The 21941-nt window shown below is 60.9% G+C and carries 15 protein-coding genes; 9 read left to right on the forward strand and 6 right to left on the reverse strand.

The window, feature by feature from the left end; genetic code table 11:
- The first annotated feature begins 443 nt into the window (after window positions 1-443).
- From AC1UK9_RS14175 to AC1UK9_RS14200, 6 genes are all read left to right on the forward strand, one after another.
- A complete protein-coding gene (locus AC1UK9_RS14175; RefSeq protein ID WP_482577712.1) occupies window positions 444-986 on the forward strand; it encodes a DUF3833 domain-containing protein in 543 nt (180 codons plus the stop codon).
- 135 nt (window positions 987-1121) lie between these two features.
- Window positions 1122-2660, forward strand: coding sequence for a cryptochrome/photolyase family protein (locus AC1UK9_RS14180; protein ID WP_482577713.1), 1539 nt, complete (start codon window positions 1122-1124; stop codon window positions 2658-2660).
- A gap of 141 nt (window positions 2661-2801) precedes the next feature.
- Window positions 2802-4991: an ATP-binding protein gene (locus tag AC1UK9_RS14185; protein WP_482577714.1), complete on the forward strand. Its 2190-nt coding sequence runs from the start codon at window positions 2802-2804 to the stop codon at window positions 4989-4991.
- A gap of 58 nt (window positions 4992-5049) precedes the next feature.
- Window positions 5050-5511: a tryptophan-rich sensory protein TspO gene (gene tspO / locus AC1UK9_RS14190; protein ID WP_473015995.1), complete on the forward strand. Its 462-nt coding sequence runs from the start codon at window positions 5050-5052 to the stop codon at window positions 5509-5511.
- 189 nt (window positions 5512-5700) lie between these two features.
- Entirely contained in the window at window positions 5701-8106 is a 2406-nt protein-coding gene (locus AC1UK9_RS14195) for a glucose/quinate/shikimate family membrane-bound PQQ-dependent dehydrogenase (protein ID WP_482577715.1), read from the forward strand.
- Between the two features lie 103 nt (window positions 8107-8209).
- Window positions 8210-9499 carry a carbohydrate porin gene (locus tag AC1UK9_RS14200; protein ID WP_482577716.1) on the forward strand — a complete coding sequence of 430 codons (1290 nt, stop codon included), beginning with the start codon at window positions 8210-8212 and terminating at the stop codon, window positions 9497-9499.
- Window positions 9500-9731: 232 nt separating this feature from the next.
- Here AC1UK9_RS14200 and AC1UK9_RS14205 read toward each other — a convergent pair whose 3' ends face one another.
- The 5 genes from AC1UK9_RS14205 to AC1UK9_RS14225 form a co-directional block, all read right to left on the reverse strand.
- On the reverse strand, window positions 9732-11591 hold the full coding sequence (locus tag AC1UK9_RS14205) for an ABC transporter ATP-binding protein (protein ID WP_473015753.1): 1860 nt from the start codon (window positions 11589-11591) through the stop codon (window positions 9732-9734).
- A 141-nt stretch (window positions 11592-11732) separates the two neighbouring features.
- Window positions 11733-14810 carry an efflux RND transporter permease subunit gene (locus tag AC1UK9_RS14210; protein WP_482577718.1) on the reverse strand — a complete coding sequence of 1026 codons (3078 nt, stop codon included), beginning with the start codon at window positions 14808-14810 and terminating at the stop codon, window positions 11733-11735.
- Window positions 14807-15973 (reverse strand): efflux RND transporter periplasmic adaptor subunit, encoded by a 1167-nt coding sequence (locus AC1UK9_RS14215; protein WP_482577719.1) that lies wholly within the window; start codon window positions 15971-15973, stop codon window positions 14807-14809. The genes AC1UK9_RS14210 and AC1UK9_RS14215 overlap by 4 nt, the downstream gene beginning before the upstream one ends.
- Window positions 15970-17289 carry an efflux transporter outer membrane subunit gene (locus AC1UK9_RS14220; protein WP_482577721.1) on the reverse strand — a complete coding sequence of 440 codons (1320 nt, stop codon included), beginning with the start codon at window positions 17287-17289 and terminating at the stop codon, window positions 15970-15972. The genes AC1UK9_RS14215 and AC1UK9_RS14220 overlap by 4 nt, the downstream gene beginning before the upstream one ends.
- Window positions 17290-17513: 224 nt before the next feature.
- Entirely contained in the window at window positions 17514-18203 is a 690-nt protein-coding gene (locus AC1UK9_RS14225; RefSeq protein WP_482577722.1) for a response regulator transcription factor, read from the reverse strand.
- A gap of 117 nt (window positions 18204-18320) precedes the next feature.
- On the opposite strand from AC1UK9_RS14225, the gene AC1UK9_RS14230 reads away from it, so the two are divergent.
- From AC1UK9_RS14230 to AC1UK9_RS14240, 3 genes are all read left to right on the forward strand, one after another.
- Window positions 18321-19013 carry a response regulator transcription factor gene (locus AC1UK9_RS14230; RefSeq protein ID WP_473015758.1) on the forward strand — a complete coding sequence of 231 codons (693 nt, stop codon included), beginning with the start codon at window positions 18321-18323 and terminating at the stop codon, window positions 19011-19013.
- Complete coding sequence (locus tag AC1UK9_RS14235) at window positions 18991-20367, forward strand: sensor histidine kinase (RefSeq protein WP_025109689.1); 1377 nt, start codon at window positions 18991-18993, stop codon at window positions 20365-20367. Before AC1UK9_RS14230 ends, AC1UK9_RS14235 begins: the two co-directional genes overlap by 23 nt.
- 76 nt (window positions 20368-20443) lie before the next feature.
- Entirely contained in the window at window positions 20444-21508 is a 1065-nt protein-coding gene (locus tag AC1UK9_RS14240; protein WP_482577723.1) for a YncE family protein, read from the forward strand.
- Between the two features lie 46 nt (window positions 21509-21554).
- Here the strand turns inward: AC1UK9_RS14240 and AC1UK9_RS14245 are convergent, their stop codons facing one another.
- Window positions 21555-21929, reverse strand: coding sequence for a fe2+ zn2+ uptake regulation protein (locus tag AC1UK9_RS14245; protein ID WP_482577724.1), 375 nt, complete (start codon window positions 21927-21929; stop codon window positions 21555-21557).
- Window positions 21930-21941: the final 12 nt, after the last annotated feature.

A 21941-nucleotide genomic window follows, 5' to 3' on the forward strand; every position in this document is an offset into this window, starting at 1 on the left:
GCTGCGAGGTTTTCGCATCTGCACAAAAAAGATTGCCGATTCATTGTCAGGTGGTTTCTTTCAGCCTATCTTGAGTAAAACCTATACAAGATGCAAAAGTACGTATAACTCTTGAGCTATGGATTGGTCTTCACGCACGGCACCGCCGCGAGAACCCGGAATGAACCCGCTACTTGCCAGCCATTACCGTGAAATTCTCGTCGGTGTTGGCCGGAGTCCCCAGCGCGAAGGCGCTTTTGGATTCGTCGAAGCGCGGCGTAGAGAAGCGGAATTCGATCATGACGCCCTCGGTGATGCTGGGTGCCTTTCGCAACAGCTCGACGGCGCGTCAGGCGTTTCTGCCGCGCACTGGTCGACGATAAACATGTACAGGGCTTGCTCACTGTACAAGACCGGAATTCGGCATTTCACCCTCATCAGCTTTGCACTCAGGGAGTAAGGCAATGCCCCGACTTTTGCTGTTACTGGCGCTGGTACTCAGTGTTGCGAGCTGCGGCAGCGTGGATGTCGCCCGTTATGCGGACCAGCAACCGGCATTCGATTTACAGCGTTTTTTCAGCCAGCCCGTCAAAGCCTGGGGGATGTTTCAGAAGCGCAGCGGTGAGGTGGTCAAGCGGTTCGAGGTCAACATCGTCAGCCGTCGTGAGGGCAACGACCTGATTCTCGACGAGCGCTTCCTGTACAGCGACGGCACTCGCCAACGCCGCGTCTGGACCCTGACACCCGAGGGCGGAGGACGCTGGAGCGGTCGCGCGGATGATGTGGTGGGAGTCGCCCAGGGCCAGCTCGCGGGCAACACGCTGCACTGGCGTTATCGCCTGAACCTGCCGGTCGATGACTCGACCTACGAAATGAGCATGGACGACTGGATGTACTTGATGGACGAGGACACGCTGATCAACCGCACCCGCATGTCCAAGCTCGGCGTAGAGGTTGGCCAGGTGACGTTGTTCTTCCGTCGTCAGGCTGCCGGAGCACGTCAATGAATCCCTCGTTGGGCATGACTTCTCTCGGCGACGGATATCACGCGCTGGTGATCGGCGCCAATGGTGCGCCCGTCCGGCAGGCGTTGCCGCTGACCCGTTACTGACCTTGATTGACCAGAGGCCGAGTTTTACTGAATGAACGTTATTCCCCGTTTGTGCCTGGTGCTGGGCGATCAGCTGTCCTTTGACCTGCCTTCGTTGCAGGCGCTCGATGCCGAGCGCGACACGGTGCTGTTGGTCGAGGTCATGGAAGAAGCCAGCCATGTGCCGCACCACCCGCAAAAGATTGCCCTGATCTTCAGTGCCATGCGCCATTTCGCCAAAGCACTGCAAGAGCGTGGTGTGCACGTCGAATACGTCACCCTGGACGATCCGCACAACAGCGGTTCGGTGCCGGGTGAATTGCAGCGCTGGCAAGCGCTGTTGCAGGCCGAAGAAGTGCACGTCACCGAATGCGGGGACTGGCGGCTGGAGCAGTCGATCAATGACTGTGGCTTGCCGATCCACTGGCATGTCGACACGCGTTTTCTGTGCAGTCGCGCGGAGTTCGCCGCGTGGGCTGAAGGTAAAAAGCAGCTGCGCATGGAGTTCTTCTACCGCGAGATGCGTCGCAAGAGCCGCTTGTTGCTCAATGGCGACGGCTCGCCGGTGGGCGGCGCGTGGAATTTCGATGCCGAGAATCGCAAGGCGTTAACCAAAGGCGTGAAAGCCCCCTACCCGGCCCGCTTCCACAATGACGACATCACCCTTGAGGTGTTGGCGCTGGTCAAGGCGCGCTTCAGCCATCACTACGGCGCGCTCGACGATTTCAATTACCCGGTCACCCACGCCGATGCGCAAGCGCTGTGGGCGTATTTTCTGGATTATGGCCTGGCGGGGTTTGGCGATTATCAGGACGCCATGGCCAGTGATGAGCCGTTCCTGTTTCATGCGCGCATCAGCGCTGCGCTCAACATTGGTTTGCTGGATTTGCGGCAACTGTGCAGCGACGTGGAGTCGGCGTATTGGGCCGGGAGCGTGCCACTGAATGCCGCCGAAGGTTTCATTCGGCAACTGATTGGCTGGCGCGAATATGTGCGGGGCGTGTACTGGCTGAAAATGCCTGACTATGCGCTGGGCAATTCCTTCGGCAATAGCCGGGCGCTGCCCGAGTTCTACTGGAACGGCGATACGCAGATGAACTGTATGCGTCAGGCCATCGGGCAGAGTCTGCAGCACGCCTACGCGCACCACATTCAGCGACTGATGGTCACCGGTAATTTCGCCTTGCTCGCCGGCATCGCGCCGAGCCAGATCTGCGAGTGGTATCTGGCAATCTACATGGACGCCTTCGACTGGGTGGAGCTGCCCAATACGCTGGGCATGGTCATGCATGCCGATGGTGGTTATCTCGGCTCCAAACCCTATTGCGCCAGTGGCCAATACATCAATCGCATGTCTGATTACTGCCGTGGCTGCGCTTATAAAGTCAGCGAAAGCACGGCGGACAACGCCTGCCCGTTCAACGCGCTGTACTGGCATTTCCTGATGCGCCACGGTGAGCTGCTGCGCGGCAATCAGCGCATGGCGATGATGTACAAGAACCTCGATCGCATGCCGCAGAGCAAACAGCAGGCGCTGTGGCAGCGCGGGCAAGACCTGTTGGCCCGGCTCGATAGAGGGCAGTCGATTTGAATTTGAACCTGCGCCTGCAAGCGTTGTGCGCTGGCGGTGAAACTTAACGATGACCCACCCGGTCAACGGATGAACGGCGTGAACAACCCCTCGGTGCGCGCCATGAGACCAACTCCCAAAAAAACTGGAAAAGCAGGTGTGATGGACAGCCTCAAACATCTTGATCGCGCAGCGCTTGAGTCAGAGGCCAGGCGATTACGCGCGGCACTCGAGAATGCTCAGGTCGCCACACGGGCGATCGACATCGAGCGCGATATGGCGGCGCAACTGCAGGCCAGTCGGGATGCGCTCGCCCGCAGTGAGGCTCGCTTCAGCACCATTCTGGAAACCATCGAATCGGCGTTTGCCATCGTCAAAGTCAAATTCGACGCCGACGACAAGCCCGTCGACTACTACTTCGTCGAGGCCAACCCGGCGTTCGAACACCAGTGCGGAGTCAACTTGCGTGGCAAGTGGGTAACCGAGTTCGCACCCAATCTGGAAAGCTTCTGGTTTGAAACCTACGGCCATGTGGCCAAGACCGGCGAACCGGCAAATTTCGAGAATTACGCCAATACCTTCGAGCGCTGGTTCGACGTGCGCGCGGTGCGTGTCGGCGATCCGGCCGACCGGCAGATCGCGATCCTCTTCAACGACGTCACCGAGCGCCGCGACGCCGAAGAACGCTTGCGGGCCAGCGAGGCGATTGCCCGGGAAAACGTGGAGCGCGTGCAACTGGCCCTCGCGGCCGGCGCCATTATCGGCACCTGGCACTGGGACCTGCCCACCGATCGCTTTGCCGTGGACGAAGCCTTCGCCCGGGTGTTTGATCTTGCCCCGGCGTTGGGCCGCGAAGGGCTCAGCCTCGAACAAGTGATCACCACCGTGCACCCCGATGATCGCGACGGCCTGACTGCCGCGATCAACGAAGCCATTGGCCGCGGTGGCGCCTATTCGCACCAGTACCGCGTGCGCCGTACGGACGGCAAATACCAGTGGATCGAGGCCAACGGACGGGTTGACTGTGCGGAGGATGGAACGCCGCTACGCTTTCCCGGCGTGCTGATCGATGTCGAGGAGCGGCGCAATGTCGAAGCCGAGCGTGACCGTGCTATCGCTGCATTGCGTGCGCTCAACGACACCCTCGAGCAGCGCGTGTCATCGCGCACGGCGGAGCTGATGCAAGCCGAGGAAAAACTGCGTCAGTCACAAAAGATGGAAGCCGTCGGCCAGCTCACCGGTGGCCTCGCGCATGATTTCAATAATCTGTTGGCCGGTATTTCCGGCGCACTGGAGTTGATGGACGCGCGCATCCACCAGGGCCGGCTGAGTGAAGTCGACAAATACATGGTGACCGCACAGGGCGCGGTCAAACGTGCCGCTGCCCTGACCCACCGCCTGCTGGCGTTCTCCAGACGCCAGACCCTCGATCCACGGCCCACCGATGTCAACATGCTGATGATCGGCATGACCGAACTGATCCAGCGCACGGTCGGCCCGAGCATTCTCCTGGAAACCCGTGGCGCTCACGGGCTCTGGCCGACGCTGGTCGATGCCAGCCAGTTGGAAAACGCCTTGCTCAATCTGTGCATCAACGCCCGCGATGCCATGCCCGATGGCGGACGCATCACCATCGAGACGGCCAATCGTACGCTGGATGCCGAGACTGCCCACACGCTGGACATGCCCGAGGGCGAATATCTTTGCCTGTGCGTGACCGACACCGGCACTGGCATGACCGCCGATGTGATCGCCAAGGCCTTTGATCCGTTCTTCACCACCAAACCGCTGGGCCAAGGCACCGGGTTGGGGCTGTCGATGATCTACGGCTTCGCCAAACAGTCCGGCGGTCAGGTGCGCGTGCATTCGCAGGTCGGTCGGGGCACCGAGATGTGCATCTACCTGCCGCGTTACTTTGGGGAGCCGCTGCAAAATCAAGACGACAAGGACACCGCGCCGGCGGCATTGCCCAAGGCCGGCGAGACGATCCTGGTGGTGGATGACGAACCGACGGTGCGCGCGCTGCTGACCGAAGTGCTCGGTGATCTGGGCTTTACCCTGATTGAAGCCGCCGACAGTGTTGTCGGGCTGAAACTGTTGCGATCCGATGTGCACATTGACTTGCTGATCACTGATGTGGGCTTGCCGGGCGGCATGAACGGTCGGCAACTGGCCGACGCTGGTCGGGAAGTCCGTTCGAACCTCAAGACCCTGTTCATTACCGGGTATGCGGAGAACGCAGTGATCGGCGCCGGGCAGCTCGGCCCGGGCATGCAAGTGCTGACAAAGCCCTTTGCCGTCGACACGCTGGTGTCGCGAGTCAGTGATCTGATGTCGTCGAAAACCGAATGAACAGCCGTTGCGGCGGTGCAACCCAAGCAGACTGGCTGCGGCCAAGGAGCGACACATGGTGAATTTTCTGATCTTTCTGATTGCCTGCGGTGCGGCGGCAACCACCGGGATGATCTTCAAACCCGGGCAATGGTATGCAGGGCTCAACAAACCCGCGTTCACCCCGCCCAACTGGGTGTTTCCGGTGGCCTGGACGACGATCTATCTGCTGCTGGCGTGGGTGGGCTACCGCTTGACGCTCATTCCCGGCGGACAACAGGTGCTGGCGTTGTGGGCGGCGCAGATCGCCCTGAACACGCTGTGGACGCCGGTGTTCTTCGGTGCGCAGCGGATTGTCGCGGCGATGATCATTCTTGTGCTGCTGTGGCTGGTTGTTGCGGTGATGGTGGTTCTGGCATTGCGCCTGGACGTGATCACCGGGTTGTTGCTGTTTCCTTACCTGGCCTGGCTGTGTGTGGCTGCGGCGTTGAATTTCTCGATTCTGCGCAATAACCGTGGCACGGAACGCCAGCTGTCATAAATCACATTTTTCCTGACAAAAATTCTCTTTGGCAGGCTTTCAAAAATGTCTTTGCAGCCCGTTGAAAGCGCAAGTCCCCGCTCATGAAGGGGATTTCGCAATGAACAACAGTTCATTGCTGAATTAGTGATTTAACTAGGTAGTTACCTATCTATATAATGCGCGTCTCATTTCAACGGGACATTCAACGTGAAGCAGAGTCAACGCCTCTCGGGCATATCAACATTCATTCTGGTCGGGCTGGGCGTAGTCATCGCCCTGCTCGGTCTGGCACTCGCTGCTGGTGGCGTGAAATTGGTCAGCCTGGGAGGCTCGTGGTACTTCCTGCTGGGTGGCTTGGCGATGGCCGTTTCCGGCCTGCTGATTGCGCGCTTCAAGCCGGCCGGTGCGTGGTTGTTCGCAGCGTTCCTGGTCGCAACGGCGATCTGGGCGGTGAGCGACGCCGGGCTGGTGTTCTGGCCGGTGTTCTCGCGCCTGTTCATGTTCAGTGCCATCGGCGTGGTCGTGGCGCTGGTGTATCCATTGCTCAAGCGTGCCAACGGCGGCGTACCAGGGCGCGGCGCTTATGCGCTGGCCGCTGTGCTCGCTATCGGTGTGGCTGTCGCGGCCGGCAACATGTTCGTCGCGCACCCGACTGTCGCCGCCACAGGCACAGGCCCGGGCCTGACTCCGGTTGAGCCGGAAAACGCGCAAAAAGACTGGGCGCACTACGGTAATACCGAAGGCGGCAGCCGCTTTGCTGCGCTGGACCAGATCAACCGCAATAACGTCGACAAGCTGAAAGTGGCGTGGACCTACCACACCGGAGACATCGCCGAGAGCGATGGCAACGGCGCTGAAGACCAGCTCACCCCGCTGCAGATCGGCAACAAGGTGTTCATCTGCACCCCGCACAACAACCTGATTGCGCTGGATGCCGACACCGGCAAAGAACTCTGGAAAAACCCGATCAACGCCCAGTCGAAAGTCTGGCAGCGCTGCCGTGGCATGGCTTATTTTGATGCCACTAAAGCCATCGCTCAGCCCAGCAATTCGAGCATCATCGAAGCCAAACCCGCGCCGGCCGCCAACTGCCAGCGCCGTTTGCTGACCAACACCATCGATGCGCGTCTGATTGCGGTCGATGCCGATACCGGTGAGTTCTGCCAGGGTTTCGGCACCAACGGCCAGGTTGATCTGAAGGCCGGTCTGGGGGATGTTCCGGACAGCTACTATCAGCTCTCCTCCGCGCCGCTGATGGCCGGTACCACCGTGGTGGTTGGCGGTCGCGTGGCCGACAACGTGCAAACCGACATGCCGGGCGGCGTGATCCGTGGTTTCGACGTGATTACCGGAGCCATGCGCTGGGCCTTCGACCCGGGCAACCCGCAGGATAAAAAGGCCCCGGCCGACGGCAGCACCTATGTGCGCAGCACGCCGAACAGCTGGGCTCCGATGTCCTACGACCCGGCGACCAACACCGTGTTCCTGCCGATGGGCAGCTCGTCCACCGATATCTACGGTGTCGAGCGCAGCAAACTCGATCACACCTACGGCGCCTCGATTCTCGCGCTGGACGCCACCACTGGCGATGAACGCTGGGTGTTCCAGACCGTGCACAACGACCTCTGGGACTTCGACCTGCCGATGCAGCCGAGTCTGATCGACTTCGACAAGGACGGCAAAACCGTACCGGCAGTGGTCATCGGCACCAAAGCCGGGCAGATCTATGTGTTGGATCGTGCCACTGGCAAACCGCTGACCGACGTTAAAGAAGTGCCGGTCAAAGCCGCGAACATCCCTGGCGAGCCCTACTCGCCAACCCAGCCGAAATCGCTGGGCATGCCGCAGATCGGTGCTCAGCACCTGACCGAATCCGACATGTGGGGCGCAACGCCGTACGACCAGCTGCTATGCCGGATCGATTTCAAATCGATGCGTTATGACGGCCTGTACACCGCGCCGGGCACCGACAAATCGCTGAGTTTCCCGGGTTCGCTGGGCGGCATGAATTGGGGCAGTCTCTCGACTGACCCGGTCCACGGTTTCATCTTCGTCAATGACATGCGCCTGGGCCTGTGGATTCAGATGATCCCGTCGCAGAACAAGGCTCAGGCCTCTTCCGGTGGCGAAGCGCTGAACACCGGCATGGGCGCCGTGCCGCTCAAAGGCACGCCGTATGCGGTGAACAAGAACCGCTTCCTGTCGGTCGCCGGCATTCCTTGCCAAGCTCCGCCGTTCGGCACGTTGACCGCCATCGACATGAAGACGCAGAAAATCGCCTGGCAGGTTCCAGTCGGCACCGTTGAAGACACCGGTCCTCTGGGTATCCGCATGCACCTGCCAATCAAGATCGGCCTGCCGACCCTCGGTGGCACCCTGTCAACGCAAGGTGGCTTGATCTTCATCGCCGGTACTCAGGACTTCTACCTGCGCGCCTTCAACAGCGGCAACGGTGAAGAAGTCTGGAAGGCACGTCTGCCAGTGGGCAGTCAGGGCGGCCCGATGACTTATGTTTCGCCGAAAACCGGCAAGCAGTACATCGTCATCACCGCCGGTGGTGCGCGCCAGTCGACCGATCGCGGCGACTACGTGATGGCTTACGCCTTGCCGTAAGCCGCAGTGCCCGCCTCGCTGGCGGGCATGCTCTCTGTGCGCGGCACCTGCGGGTGCGGCGCCGCTTTCCGATATCGCTATAGATTTGCGCAGGAAGATCTCCATGTTTCGTTTTACTCAATCGGCCTGGGTCAACGGTGTGCTGTTGGGCCTGACCTGCAGTGCCGCCCTGCCCGCCTTCGCGGATACCGATTCAAACCTGTTGACCCGTAATACCCTGACTGGCGACTGGGGCGGCCTGCGTCACCAGATGGACGAGGACGGCATCAAGTTCACCGGCGACTACAGCGGCGAAACCGCCTACAACGCCGAGGGTGGCCTGCACCGTTCGGCGCGCTACTCGCAGAACATCAAGCTCGGCGTGCAGTTCGACCTGAGCAAACTGTACGGCGTGGACAACGCGGGCAAGGTTCAGTTGACCATCAACGACCGACGCGGCAACAGCGCCTCCGAAGACCTGGTCGGCAACCGTCTGCCAATCCAGGAAAACTACGGTGGGCTCTACACCCGCCTGACCGAACTGAGTTACGAGCGCAGCCTGTTCACCCCGGCGCTCAACGTGAAGCTGGGCTATATGGCCATGGGCAACGACCTCGGCGGCCTGGACAGCGGCATTCTCTGCAACTTCATGAACGCCGGTTTCTGCGGCCACCCCCTGAACATGTCCGGCGGCAGCGGCTGGACCAACTACCCCAACGCCCACTTGGGTGTGCGCGTTAAGTACGACCTGTCGCCGTCCTGGCAACTGCGTGTGGCCGCATTCAATGTCGATCCCGAGAGCAACGGCAACTCCAGCCGTGCCTGGCATCTGGGCCCGAAACACACCACCGGCACCGTGGTGCCGCTCGAGCTGGTGTACAAGCACGCGGGCGAACTGCCGGGCGAGTACAAGCTTGGCTACTACTACGACAGCTCCGACGTGAAACGCATCGGCAGCGACAAAGAAGTCTCCGGTCGTGGCGGTCATTACCTGCTGATCGATCAGGCCGTGTGGCGTTCGCAATCGTCCGAGGGCCGCAGCCTGCACGCCTTCGGCCAGTATTCGGCGGCCAGTGAAGCGGCTTCGCCGTTCAGCAAGTGGTATGGCACCGGTCTGGTTCTGTACAAGCCGTTCGAAGGTCGCCCGCGTGACACCGTCGCCCTGGGCTACGGTCGCGCCGTGCCCAACCCGCGCAGCCGCGACGTGCAGCAGGATGCCGCGCTGGCCAATGGCGCAGCGTTCCCGAACCTGGACAGTGGCGAGCAATTGATCGAACTCGGCTACGGCTATCAGGCCACCCCGTGGCTGACGTTGCGTCCGAATGTGCAATACATCATCGAACCGGGCGCGTTTTCCGGGCAAGACATCGACAATGCACTGGTGCTGGGATTGCAGGTGAAAGCGGCGCTCTGAGGCATGCGAAGCAAAAAAAACGGCGCAAGGCCTAATGCCGATCAGTCAAGTGAACTCAATGCTCAAAGCAACGAAGATCAATTGTGGGCGCCGGCTTGCTCGCGAAGACGTCGGCCCAGCAAACATTGACGTTGACTGCCCCAACGCTTTCGCGAGCAAGCCCGCTCCCACAAAGGGGCCGCGCTTGACTGATCGGCATTCGGCGCAAGGCAGGTTTTTTTGTGCGCGATGATTACGCCTGATCCAAGGCCTCCACCACGCCCTTGTCCTCCCCCAGGAACCCGCCGCTCTGATGCTGCCACAGCCGCGCATAGACGCCGTTCTTCTCAAGCAGTTCGGAGTGAGTGCCCTGTTCGATGATGCGTCCGTCGTCCATGACGATGAGCCGGTCCATGGCGGCAATCGTCGACAAGCGGTGGGCGATCGCGATCACGGTCTTGCCCTGCATCATCTCGTCGAGGCTTTCCTGAATCGCCACTTCGACTTCCGAGTCCAGCGCGCTGGTGGCCTCGTCGAGCAGCAGGATCGGCGCGTTCTTGAGCATGACCCGGGCAATCGCGACACGTTGGCGCTGGCCGCCCGAGAGCTTGATCCCCCGCTCACCCACCAGCGTGTCGTAGCCTGTATGGCCTTGCCGATCGCTGAGTTGGCTGATGAACTCGTCGGCCTGAGCATTGGCCGCCGCGCGGCGGATCTGCGCGTCGGTTGCATCGGGTCGGCCGTAGGCGATGTTGTCGCGAATGGAACGGTGCAGCAACGAAGTGTCCTGCGTGACCATGCCGATGGCGCTCCGCAGGCTGTCTTGCGTCACGTGCGCGATATTTTGCCCGTCGATGCGAATCTCCCCGCTGTCGACGTCATAAAAGCGAAGCAACAAGTTGATCAGCGTGGACTTGCCCGCACCCGAGCGGCCCACCAGACCGATTTTTTCGCCCGGGCGGATACTCAGGCTCAGGCCATCGAGCACCTGGCGTTCGCCGCCGTAGTTGAAACGCACCTTGTCGAAGATGACTGCGCCACCGGAGGTCACCAGTTCACCGGCATCAGGCGCGTCCTGCACTTTGGTGCCTTGGGTTAGCGTCGCCATGCCGTCCTGGACGGTGCCGATGCTTTCGAACAGCGAAGTCATTTGCCACATGATCCAGTTCGACATGCCATTGATCCGCAACGCCATGGCGGTGATCGCCGCCACGGCGCCGGCGCCGACATCCCCCTGGTGCCACAGCCACAGGGCATAGCCCCCGGCCGACATGATCAACCCCACCACCAGTGCCTGATTGACGATTTCGAACAGACTGACCAGACGCATCTGGCGAAAGCCGGTTTGCTTGAAATCCTCCATCGCGGCCCGTGCGAAATGCGCTTCCCGATTGGAGTGGGAGAATAGCTTCACCGTGGTGATGTTGGTGTAGGCGTCGGCGATACGCCCAGTCATCATCGAGCGCGCGTTGGCCTGCTCCTGCCCGACCTTCCCCAGGCGCGGCACGAAGTACCACATGGCCAGACCGAACAACACGACCCAGGCCAGGAACGGCAGCATCAGTTTCAGCGCAAAGCCGCCGGCCAGCGCAATGATCGCAATGAAATAAACGCCGATCCCCGGCAAAATCTCGATCATGGTAAACAGCACGTCGCGCACCGCCAGCGCGGTCTGCATCACCTTGGTCGTGACCCGGCCGGAAAACTCATCGGAAAAAAACGAAAGGCTCTGCCGCAGCATCAACCGATGGAAATCCCAGCGCAGGCGCAGCGGCAGGTTAATCGCCAACACCTGATGCTGGACCATGGTGCGCAACGCCACCAGCCCGACGCTGAACACCATGACGATGCCCATGCCCCACAACACGCGACTTTCCTGCACCGCCGCTTCACCGCCGGCCTGCCACGTCGAAAGCAGGTCAACGACCTGGCCGAGGAAGGAAAACAGCCACGCCTCATAAATCGACACGCCGGCACTGAGCAGCGCCAGCGCCAGGATGTAACCGCGGGCACCCCGGGTGCAGGCCCAGAGAAATTTTGCCAGGCCATTGGGCGGCGGTGGTACCTCGTCAGGCGGGAAAGGGTCGAGTCTTCGTTCAAACACACGAAGCATGGTGTTCTCCAAAACAATCAAGTCAGGGAGATTCTGCCATTGAATGGATGTCAGGGGTGTTTTGCACGATGGTGGACGTTCATCAGTCCAGTCCTGCGAACAGTTTGAACCCCCGCCTCCTGTATGGCTCCGCTGTCATGCTCAGACCGCAATACCTTCGCTGTCGAGCCCGGTTACGCGGCGCCGGCGTTCGAACCAGAGATAGACCACAGGTGTCGTGTACAACGTCAGCACCTGCGAAACCGTCAGGCCACCGACGATCGCGATACCCAATGGCTGTCTCAGTTCCGACCCGGCGCCATGCCCGAACGCGAGAGGAACAGCCCCGAGAAGTGCAGCAAGTGACGTCATCAGAATCGGCCGCAGGCGCAGCAGGCAGGCTTCTCTGACGGCGTCGCGGGCTGACAGACCTTGCTGCTGCGCCTGCAACGTGAAGTCGACGATCATGATCGCGTTTTTCTTGACGATGCCAATCAGCAAAATGATCCCGATCATGCCCAATACCGAGAGATCCTGGCCACAGAGCATCAGTGCCAGCAGCGCGCCAAACCCGGCGGAAGGCAGCGTGGAGATGATCGTCAGCGGGTGGATGGCATTTTCATACAGCACGCCAAGCACGATGTAGACCGTCAGGATCGCCGCCAGAATCAGCCAGGGTTGCGACTTGAGCGAGTCCTGAAACGCCTGGGCTGTGCCCTGGAAACTGCCCGTCACCGTATCGGGCAGCGCGACCGCCAGGGATGCCTGGTTGATTGCGCTGACTGCGTCACTCAAGGCATGACCGGGGGCGAGATCGAACGACAGGGTAATGGCCGGGAATACGCCCTGATGGTTGATGATGATCGGCACCTGCTCGGTCTTGACGCTGGCCAGCAGATTCAGCGGCACCAGCGCTCCGGAACCGGCGCGGACGAACAGATGCGCAAGCGTCGCAGTGGATGTCTGCCAGGCTGGATCGAGTTCCAGAATCACGTGGTTCTGATCCAGTTGCGTGAACATCGTCGCAATCTGCCGCTGACCGAACGCGTCATATAGCACATCGTCGATGGCTTGTACCGTCACCCCCAGGCGTGCCGCCGTCGGTCGGTCGATGACCAGGGTCGATTGCGCAATGGCCTGCTGCTGGTCGGACGTCACATGTTGCAACTGAGGCAGGCTCTTGAGTTTGGCCAGCAGCACCGCGCTCCAGTGATCCAGCTCGGCGCTGTCCGGGTCCTGCAAGGTGTATTGATACTGGGTTTTACTGGCCCGGCCGCCAATCTGGATATCCTGGTTGGCCTGCATGTACACCTTGATCCCGGACAACGCGTCGAGCGCCGGTTGCAGGCGCCGGATGACTTCAGCGGCGCTGACGGTGCGCTCGCTGAACGGCTTGAGGTTGATCATCACCTTGCCCTGGCTCACGGTCGGATTCGGGCCGATCCAGAAGTACACTCGGGCGACCGCCGGATCTTCACCGATCACTTGCGCGGCGCGATTGACCTGCGCGCGCATGGCGAGCGGAGAAATGTCCGCCGCTGCTTCGGCCACGCCCTGAATCAAGCCGTTGTCCTGTTGTGGAAAGAAGCCCTTGGGGATGCCGACATACAGGATTGCCGTCGCGACTACGGTCGCGATGGCCACGGCCAGGGTCGTGCGCTGATGATCGAGTACCCAGTCCAGACTGCGGCGATAGCCGTTGTGCACGCGTGCGAACCCTCGTTCGCAGGCCTGGGCAAAACGTCCTTCCACCTGGTCGTCATGAGGCTTGAGCAACCAGGCACAAAGCATGGGCGTAAGCGTCAGGGAGACGATGCACGACATGCTGATTGCCACACTGACCGTGACCGCAAACTCACGCATCAGGCGCCCGACAATTCCCGACATCAGCAGGATCGGCAGGAATACCGCAATCAGCGACACCGTCATCGAAACAATGGTGAAGGCCACTTCCCGCATCCCGTCAACGGCCGACTGCAGTCGGGATTTACCCATTTCCAGATGCCGGACAATGTTCTCCATGACCACGATGGCGTCGTCCACCACGAACCCGACGGCAATCGCCAGGCCCATGATCGACAGATTGTCGAGGCTGTAGCCCAGCAGGTACATGACGCCGAACGTGGCCACCAGCGACAGCGGAATGGTCAGGCTCGGAATCAGTGTCGCCGTGGCTTTGCGCAGGAAGACAAAGATCACCACGACCACCAGGGCGATGGACAACAGCAACGTGAACTGCATGTCATTGACTGACGCTTCGATGGTCTGGGTGCGATCACCCACCACCTGCACTTGCACATCGCGCGGCAGCGAGGCTGTCAACTCGGGCAATTTGGCCTTGATCGTGGCAATGGTCGACAGCAGGTTGAAACCCGGTTGCTTGTGAATGTCGACGATGACGGTCGGGTCGGCCCCCAATTGCGCCGCCTGCTGGGTGTCCTCGGCCCCGGCGATGACCCTGCCGAGATCGCCCAGTTTGATCGGCATGCCGTTCTTGTAGGCGATGACCTGATCGCGATAATGCTGCGGGTCCAGCAACTGATCGGTTGCACCCAGCGTGATCGAACGGCTTGGGCCATCGAGGCTGCCCTTGGGCTGATCCAGAGTGCTGACGCCAATGACGCTGCGCACGTCTTCAAGGGTCAGCCCCCGGGCAGCGAGTGCATCAGGATCAATCTGTACGCGCACCGCCGGTTTCTGTTCGCCATGGAAATCCACCAGGCCCACCCCGGGCATCTGCGACAGACGCTGGGCGATGTAGTTGTCGGCGAAGCGATCGAGCTCCGGCAAGGTGCGCGTTGGCGAAGTGACCGCCAGTGACAACACAGTGCCTTCGGCCGGGTTGACCTTGTTGAAGGTCGGCAAGCTGGACATGGTCTTGGGCAGGTTGGGAGTGGCGGTGTTGATCGCCGTCTGCACGTCCTGCGCAGCGCCATCGATGTCTCGGGACAGATCGAATTGCAGCACGATCTGGGTCTTGCCGGCGGCGCTCGAAGAGGTCATCGAGGCGACTTGGGGCACAGCGGCAAACGCGCGCTCCAGCGGCGTGGCAACCGACGACGCCATGGTTTCTGCACTGGCGCCGGAGAGCTTGGCCGTGACCTGAATGGTCGGGAAATCCACCGTCGGCAAGGGCGCCACCGGCAATTGAGAGTAGGCAAAAGCACCGAGCAGCATCACGCCCAGTGCCAACAGGCTCAGGCCCACCCGTCGTTGAATCAAACCGGCCAGGGCGTTCATGGATTCACCTGCGCCAGATCAGCATTGGCATCCGTTTTGACCGGCACGACTTTCAGTCCCGGCGCAACGCGGGATTGACCCTGCACAACCACCGTTTCACCGGCCGTCAGTCCCTGGCGTATCCATTGTTTGCCGCCGACCACGGTCGCTGCATCCACCTGTCGCGGTTGCACGCGTTGCTGCGCATCGACCACGTAAACGAAATGGCCCTGACGTCCCAACTGCACGGCTTCAGCCGGCACGACCGCCACATTGCGCCGGGTTTGTACCAGCAGGCGCGCACTTACCAGTTCACCGGGCCAGAGTTTTGCAGCGCTGTTGTCGAACTGGGCCTTGAGCTGGATCTGACCACTGGCGGCGGTCACCTGGCTGTCGATGAAACTCAGTTGACCACGGGCGATTTCCTGTTGACCGTCGCGGCTCATCGCAACCACTTGTAACGCGCCCTTGGCGTTTTCTTCGAGGATCTCTGCAAGGTCGTCCTGCGACACGGCAAACGCCACGGAGATCGGATTCATCTGCGTGATCGTTACCAGCCCGGAAGCTTCCGCACCATGAGCTATCGCGCCGACATCCAGCAGGCGCTGGCCGGTTCGGCCGGTCAGCGGAGCCTTGACCTGAGTGAACTCCAACTGCAGGCGCGCAGTGTCCAGCGCCGCCTGATCGGCCTGTACCGTGGCCTGCTGGGCCGCCAACTCCGCGCGATACGTGTCGACGTCCTGAGTCGGCCCGGCCTTGGCGGTGGCAAGTTTCCCGGCTCGCTCGAGATTGACCCGCAGGTTGGCCAACTGGGCCTGATCCTTGGCGACCAGCGCCTGGGCCTGAGCCACCTGGGCTTGATAGACGCGCGGGTCGATCACCGCCAGCAGGCTGCCGGCATTGACTGTCTGCCCTTCGGCGAACAGCACTTTCTGCAGCTCGCCGTCGACCCTCACCCGCACATTGACGCTGTTGAGTGCCTGCACATTGCCGATGGCACTGATCCAGATCGGCAAGTCCTCGACGCTGACCCGAGCCATTTGAACCGGCACCGCGCCTGCCTCGGTGTTTACCGGTGTGGCCTGGGCACGGCGGACCCATTGCGCAGTACCGAGGACAGTGGCCAGCACGACCAACAACAGACTGCCCAACACAATCGGACGACGTAAGCGGGAGACATTCATGGGTAAGCCACCTGGGCAGGAGAGAGAGAAGCGAGGGTGTTCGGCGCGAAGTCCCCGCCCAGCGCGCGGAACAGTCCGACGGCGGCTTGCAGGTGTTGCAGGTGTACCTGCAACAGCGTGTCTTCGGCCTGATATTGAGTGCGTTCGACGATCAGCAGAGTCTGGAAATCGGTTGCCCCCAGTCGATAACGCACTTGCGCCAACCGCGCCGCTTCGCGCGCCGACGCCACCGCCGACTGGTTCAGCGCGTAGCTTTTATCCAGTTCGCGCGCGGCGCTGAGCTGGGTTTCGACGTCTTGCAAGGCTTCGATGATCGACTCGCGGTAACTGGCAGTCAGCTCCTCGACATGCGCCTGATCAAAATGCAGTTGTCCATTGAGCTGGCCACCGGCGAATACCGGCTGGCTGAGGGTGCCGATGGCGCTCCAGATTTTTCCACCGGCGATCGTGTCGATACCGCCCAGCAAGTCCAGCGACAGATTGGGCAGAAACGCCGCGCGAGCCACCCCGACATCGAAATTGGCCGACACCAGCCGCGCCTCGGCAGCTTGAATGTCCGGACGCTGGCGCAGCAGACCGATCGGCAGCCCCGATGCCGGGTGCGGCACTTGCAGAGCGCCCAGACCGTTACCTTGCACATGGAAACCCTGAGGCTGCGCGCCTACCAGCACCGCCAATTGATACAGGGCCAGATCGCGCTGCTGACGCAACGCAGGCATCGCGGCTTCGAACGTCTGCATGGCGTTGCGCTGCTGCTCGACTTCGAGGTTCGACACGGAGCCCTGGCTGGCCTGGACTTCCACCAGTTGCAGAACCTGCCGGGCATCGTCGGCAATCGACTGCGCCAACCGCAGCCGATCTTCCAGGGACAGCACCTGAAAGTAACTGTCGGCGATATTCGCGCCCAGGCTCATACGCAAAGTATGGGCATCAAATACCGTCGCTTTGGTCAGGGCATCCGCAGAATCGGCGGCAGCGCGCTGCTTGCCCCAGAAGTCCACTTCATAAGTGGCCTCGGCAAATACACTGCGTTTTTGTGTGGTGCCGTAATTGTTCTGGCGTTGGAAGTTGCCGCCCAGGTTCAGCGCCGGGTATTGCCCGGCACCGACCACCTGCGCCGATGCTCGCGCTTCGTCGATGCGGCTGGCCGCCGCTTTGAGGGTGTAATTGGATGTCAGGCCCCGGGCGATCAACGCGTCCAATTCAGCGCTGTGAAACTGCAGCCACCACTGCCCTCCTCCCGCTGAAGACGAGTCAGCAACGCCGTCCCATTGCCGAGCCAGTGGTAAATCCGGTTGCCGGTATTCAGGCACCATCGAGCATCCGCCGATCGTCATCGCGCCGGCAAGCACTAACATCACAGATAAATGCAACGCCCGGAGTACACGGCGCGTCGGCAAGGTTGTAACTGACATGGGCAAGCTATCCCCCGCTTGAGCCTCTGTGGCCTGCGCCACGAATGCGGGAAAGATAGCGAGGGGCGCCTGCCAGAGCGTTCGCCGGCAGATAAACTTTTATTTAACTGTCCCGAGCGCGGGCTTCACTCCTCGACCGGCGCGACCTGAAAACTGTACCCGGCGCCCGGTACCGTCCTGATCAGCGAGTACGCGAAGCCCTCATCAAGTTTGCGGCGCAAGCGGTGGATGTGTTTATCGATGACGTTGTCGTTGGGGTCGAAATCGTAATTCCAGGCACTGTCGAGCAACATGTCGCGCGTTACCACCTGCCCGCTGTGGCGCATCAGTTTTTCCAGCAACAAGGCTTCGCGGTGCTGCAGGGCAATGACCCGCCCGCCGCGCACGGCGGTACGCGTGGCGCAGTCCAGTTGCAGTTCGCCAACCGCCAGTTGCCGCGCCGGACCGCTGACTTGATCGCGACCACGCAACAAGGCATCCAGACGCGCCAGCACTTCGGCGAACGCATAAGGTTTGCCCAGATAGTCATCGCACCCGGCTTGCAGCCCTTCAACCTTTTGCGCAGTGGTCGACTGCGCGCTGAGCATCAGAATCGGCACGCGCAACTGTTGTGCACGGATGGCTTTGATCAGGCCAATGCCATCCAGGCCGGGTAGGCGCCGATCGACAATCAAGGCGTCATGAATCCGCTCCAGGGCCATGTCCATACCGCTGTTGCCATCGCTGGCGATATCCACCACGTGGCCACTTTCACTCAATCCGCGCTCCAGATAAGCCGCCGTCTGAGCGTCGTCTTCAACCACTAGAATGCGCAAGGAAAACTCTCCATCGATCGAACCTGAACTTTTATTTACCTGGCGGGAACGTGGCGCCCCGCCAAGCTTTGCCACACTATGCCATCTCAGTCTGACAATGTGAGCGGTTCAACTGCCATGACCCATGTTCTGGTCGTCGAGGACGACTTGCCTACCTGCCGTGAAATCGAAGCGGCGCTGTCTGATCACGGATTTACGGTGAGTTGCGTCAACAATGGGCGCGATGGCTTGCTCAAGGCCTTGAGTGAACCGTTCGATCTGATCGTGCTTGACCGGATGTTGCCCGGTGGCCTCGACGGCCTGGGCGTGCTGACGTCCTTGCGCGCCGCGAGTGTGACCACGCCGGTGCTGATTCTCAGCGCCCTCAGTGCGCTCGATGAGCGAGTCCGTGGCCTGCGCGCCGGTGGTGACGATTACCTGACCAAACCGTTCGAGTTCATCGAGTTGACCGCTCGCCTGGATGCCTTGAATCGTCGCCGCAACGAAGTGCCGACGCAGGCCCGCGAAACCCGTCTACGGGTTGCCAGCCTGGAAGTCGACCTGCTGAGCCGGACCGTGCGACGCGGTGAGCGGGTCATTGATCTGGTGCCGCGCGAGTACGCCCTGCTCGAACACTTGATCCGCAACGCCGGTCAGGTCGTCACGCGCACCATGCTGTTCGAGGCCGTGTGGAATTACAGCTACGACGAACGTACCAACGTGATTGAAGTTCACATGAGTCGTCTGCGCCGCAAGATCGACGGTGAAGGCGAACTGCCGATGATCCATACCATTCGGGGAGCCGGTTATGTTTTACGTTCACCTGAGTGAAATTCCGCGCACCATCAGCTTTCGCACCGGGCTGTTGTTTCTCGGCCTGTTCGGCGCCTCGTTCTTGGCGTTGTTCGGCTACATCTATTGGCAAACCGCGTTCTACCTGAAAACCGAAGCCGATACGGCGTTGTATCGCCAGGTGGAAAACCGCAGTGCGCAGCCCCCCGAGTTGCAGCTCCAGGAGATCCGCAAACATGCCGTGCAGGATGCCGAAGCGCGTTTGCCGCATAGCCTGTTCGATGCGCAGGGCAAGTTCATCGCCGGTGCCATACAGGAACTGCCGCCCTACTCTGCTTTTGACAAACCGCAGGAGTTTCGCTGGCTCAAGGCCAACGGTCACCACCGCCCTGTGCGGTTCATCGTGCACCGTCAGGCCGACGGCAAGCTCCTGATGGTGGCGCAAGATGTTCATGACATCCGCGAGTTCGATGAACTGTTGATCAATGCACTGATTTCCGGCGGTGTGCTGTTACTGGTTGTCGGTCTGTGTGGAGCAGTCGCCCTGGGGTATTCGGCTCACCGGCGCCTGGACAAAGTCAGTCGTTCGATCAAGGGCATCATCGAAGGCGATCTCACCGGACGGCTGCCCATTCAAGGGACCAACGACGATATCGACCGCCTCGCGGATGTGGTCAACGGCATGCTGGATGAGCTGGAACGCCTGATGAGCGAAGTCAAAGGCGTGTGCGACGACATTGCTCACGATTTGCGTACACCGCTGACCCGGCTGATCGCCGGGCTTGAACGTGCCCAGCGTCGCGGACTGGATGAAGCGCAATACGCTGCCAGCATCAACGCCGCTTTGACTGAAGCCAAGGCGCTGCTGCTGACGTTCAAGGCGCTGCTGCGTATCTCGGAAATCGAAAACAGTGCACGCCGCAGCCACTTCGCGACGCTGGACCTGAACCTGATCTGCGCCGACGCCGCCGAGCTCTATGAGCCGTTGGCCGAAGAGCGCGGTATCAGCCTGACGCTGACTGAAAGCCGGCTTCCGGCGATGATCGCCGGCGATGCGCAACTGTTGTTCGATGCGGTCTGCAACTTGCTGGATAACGCCATCAAGTTCAGCCCGGACCATAGCCAGGTACGCCTGAGCGTTATCGCTGATCAGGAGTCGACAGGCATTCAGGTAGCGGACAACGGCCCGGGAATTGCGCCGGCGGAACGTGAAGCGGTGTTGCGCCGACTTTACCGGGCCGAATCAAGCCGTCATACACCGGGCAACGGCCTGGGGCTGAGCATGGTAGCGGCCGTTGCACGCCTGCATGATATGAAACTCAGCGTCAGCGATGCGTCTCCGGGCTGCCGGATCGATCTGCTCGGCAAGACCGGAGCAAACGCCCTCGCGTGATTGCTATGATGCTCCCCGTTTTGCCCCCCGGGCCGCGCCCAGACCTCCAGACACCTTTGGAATGTGAAGAACATTGATGCCGTTGCGAAAAAACCTGCTGGCCCTTGCGAGCCTTGCTACCTGCCTTTTCAGCGTCCAGATGACCCAGGCCAGCGAACCGTTGCTGTACACCGTCAGCGCCACCCGGGCCTTGGCGGGTGAAGGCCACAGTTGGGGCTTTGGCGCACTTGATCCGCAACGGCCTTACTTGTTCATTGCGCGCCGGGAAAACGGGCTGTCGGTGTTCGACGTCGAGCGGCAACGGTTGTTGAAAACACTCGACAATTCCGCCGGCGCCAATGCCGTCACCTTCGTGCCTCGGCATAACCGCCTGTATGTGGCGAACATGGACGGCTCGCTGAGCATCGTGGCGCTGGATCGGCTGCAGGTGCTGCAGCGGCTGGAACTGGACTCAGGCAACCTGAACAATCTGCTCTACGACGCAAGTCGCGACCGGGTGATTGTCACCAGCGGTCGCCGTGGGGATCATTCGACGCTCTACCTGATCGATCCGAAAAGCGACCGGCTGACGGGCTCGGTCGATGTCCCGGCACAAAAGCTCGATGGCCCACTGGTGCTGGATAACGGCACCTTTTTAGTCCCCATGCGGGATGAAGACCAAGTGGCCGTGCTGTCCGGTGCAACGCTGGCGCAGCAGCAATTCTGGACCTTCGAAGGCTGCAGCAAGCCCGGCGCGATCGCCGCCGATCAGGTGCATCAGCGTTTGTTCGTGGCCTGCGGGGGTGACAAGCCTCGCTTGGTCATCGCAGATCTCGCGACCGGAAAGTTACTGGATACCCTGCCCATCGGGCACGCGGTCAACACGCTGGCCTACGACCATCAACGCGACCAACTGCTGGCTCCCAGCGGCGCCGATGCGAGTCTGGCAGTGATTCAGCGCAGCGCTCAGGGCAGCTATCGTTTGCTTGGTTCGATCGGCACACGGCCTTGGGCACACAACATGGTACTGGATGCCAAGCGCGGGCAAGCCTACCTGTTCAGTGCCGATTTCACGCAGCCGGCCCCGAGTCAGGATCAACCCAGACCGGACCCGGTGTTCCATCCGGACACGTTTACGGTGCTGACATTGCAGGCGAATTGAGGCAACGGTACGGCGCAGTCGTCGGGATCCGACGGTTCAAGGCGCGTTATCCCAGATACGGTTTGAGCATGTCCTGCGCCTGGGGAGTAAAGCGGTACCTTCTGTCCGATTGAGCGTTGATCACGCCCACTTCGGCAAGACGTTTGAGTACTTCGCGCACGCTGACAATCGGCAGTTGGGGAAAAGACGCTTCTATATAGGCATGCACGCCGGGCACGCCGATCAGGCGCCCCTCTTGCGCAGCGAGGATCAGAGCGTTGATCACCTTCAACCGAAAGAGGCTGGTGCGCAGTCCGTAAACCCGCAACATCTCACGGATGTGGCGATTGCCGCTGCAATCAAATTCGAGGGGGAGTTGGTGAGTCGTGACTTGAATCGGGCGACACTTGATTGTCGAGGTAAATCCCGGATTTTCCAGCATGCGAGTACTCCT

Source organism: Pseudomonas sp. AK-TSAG1-1 (assembly GCF_056821665.1).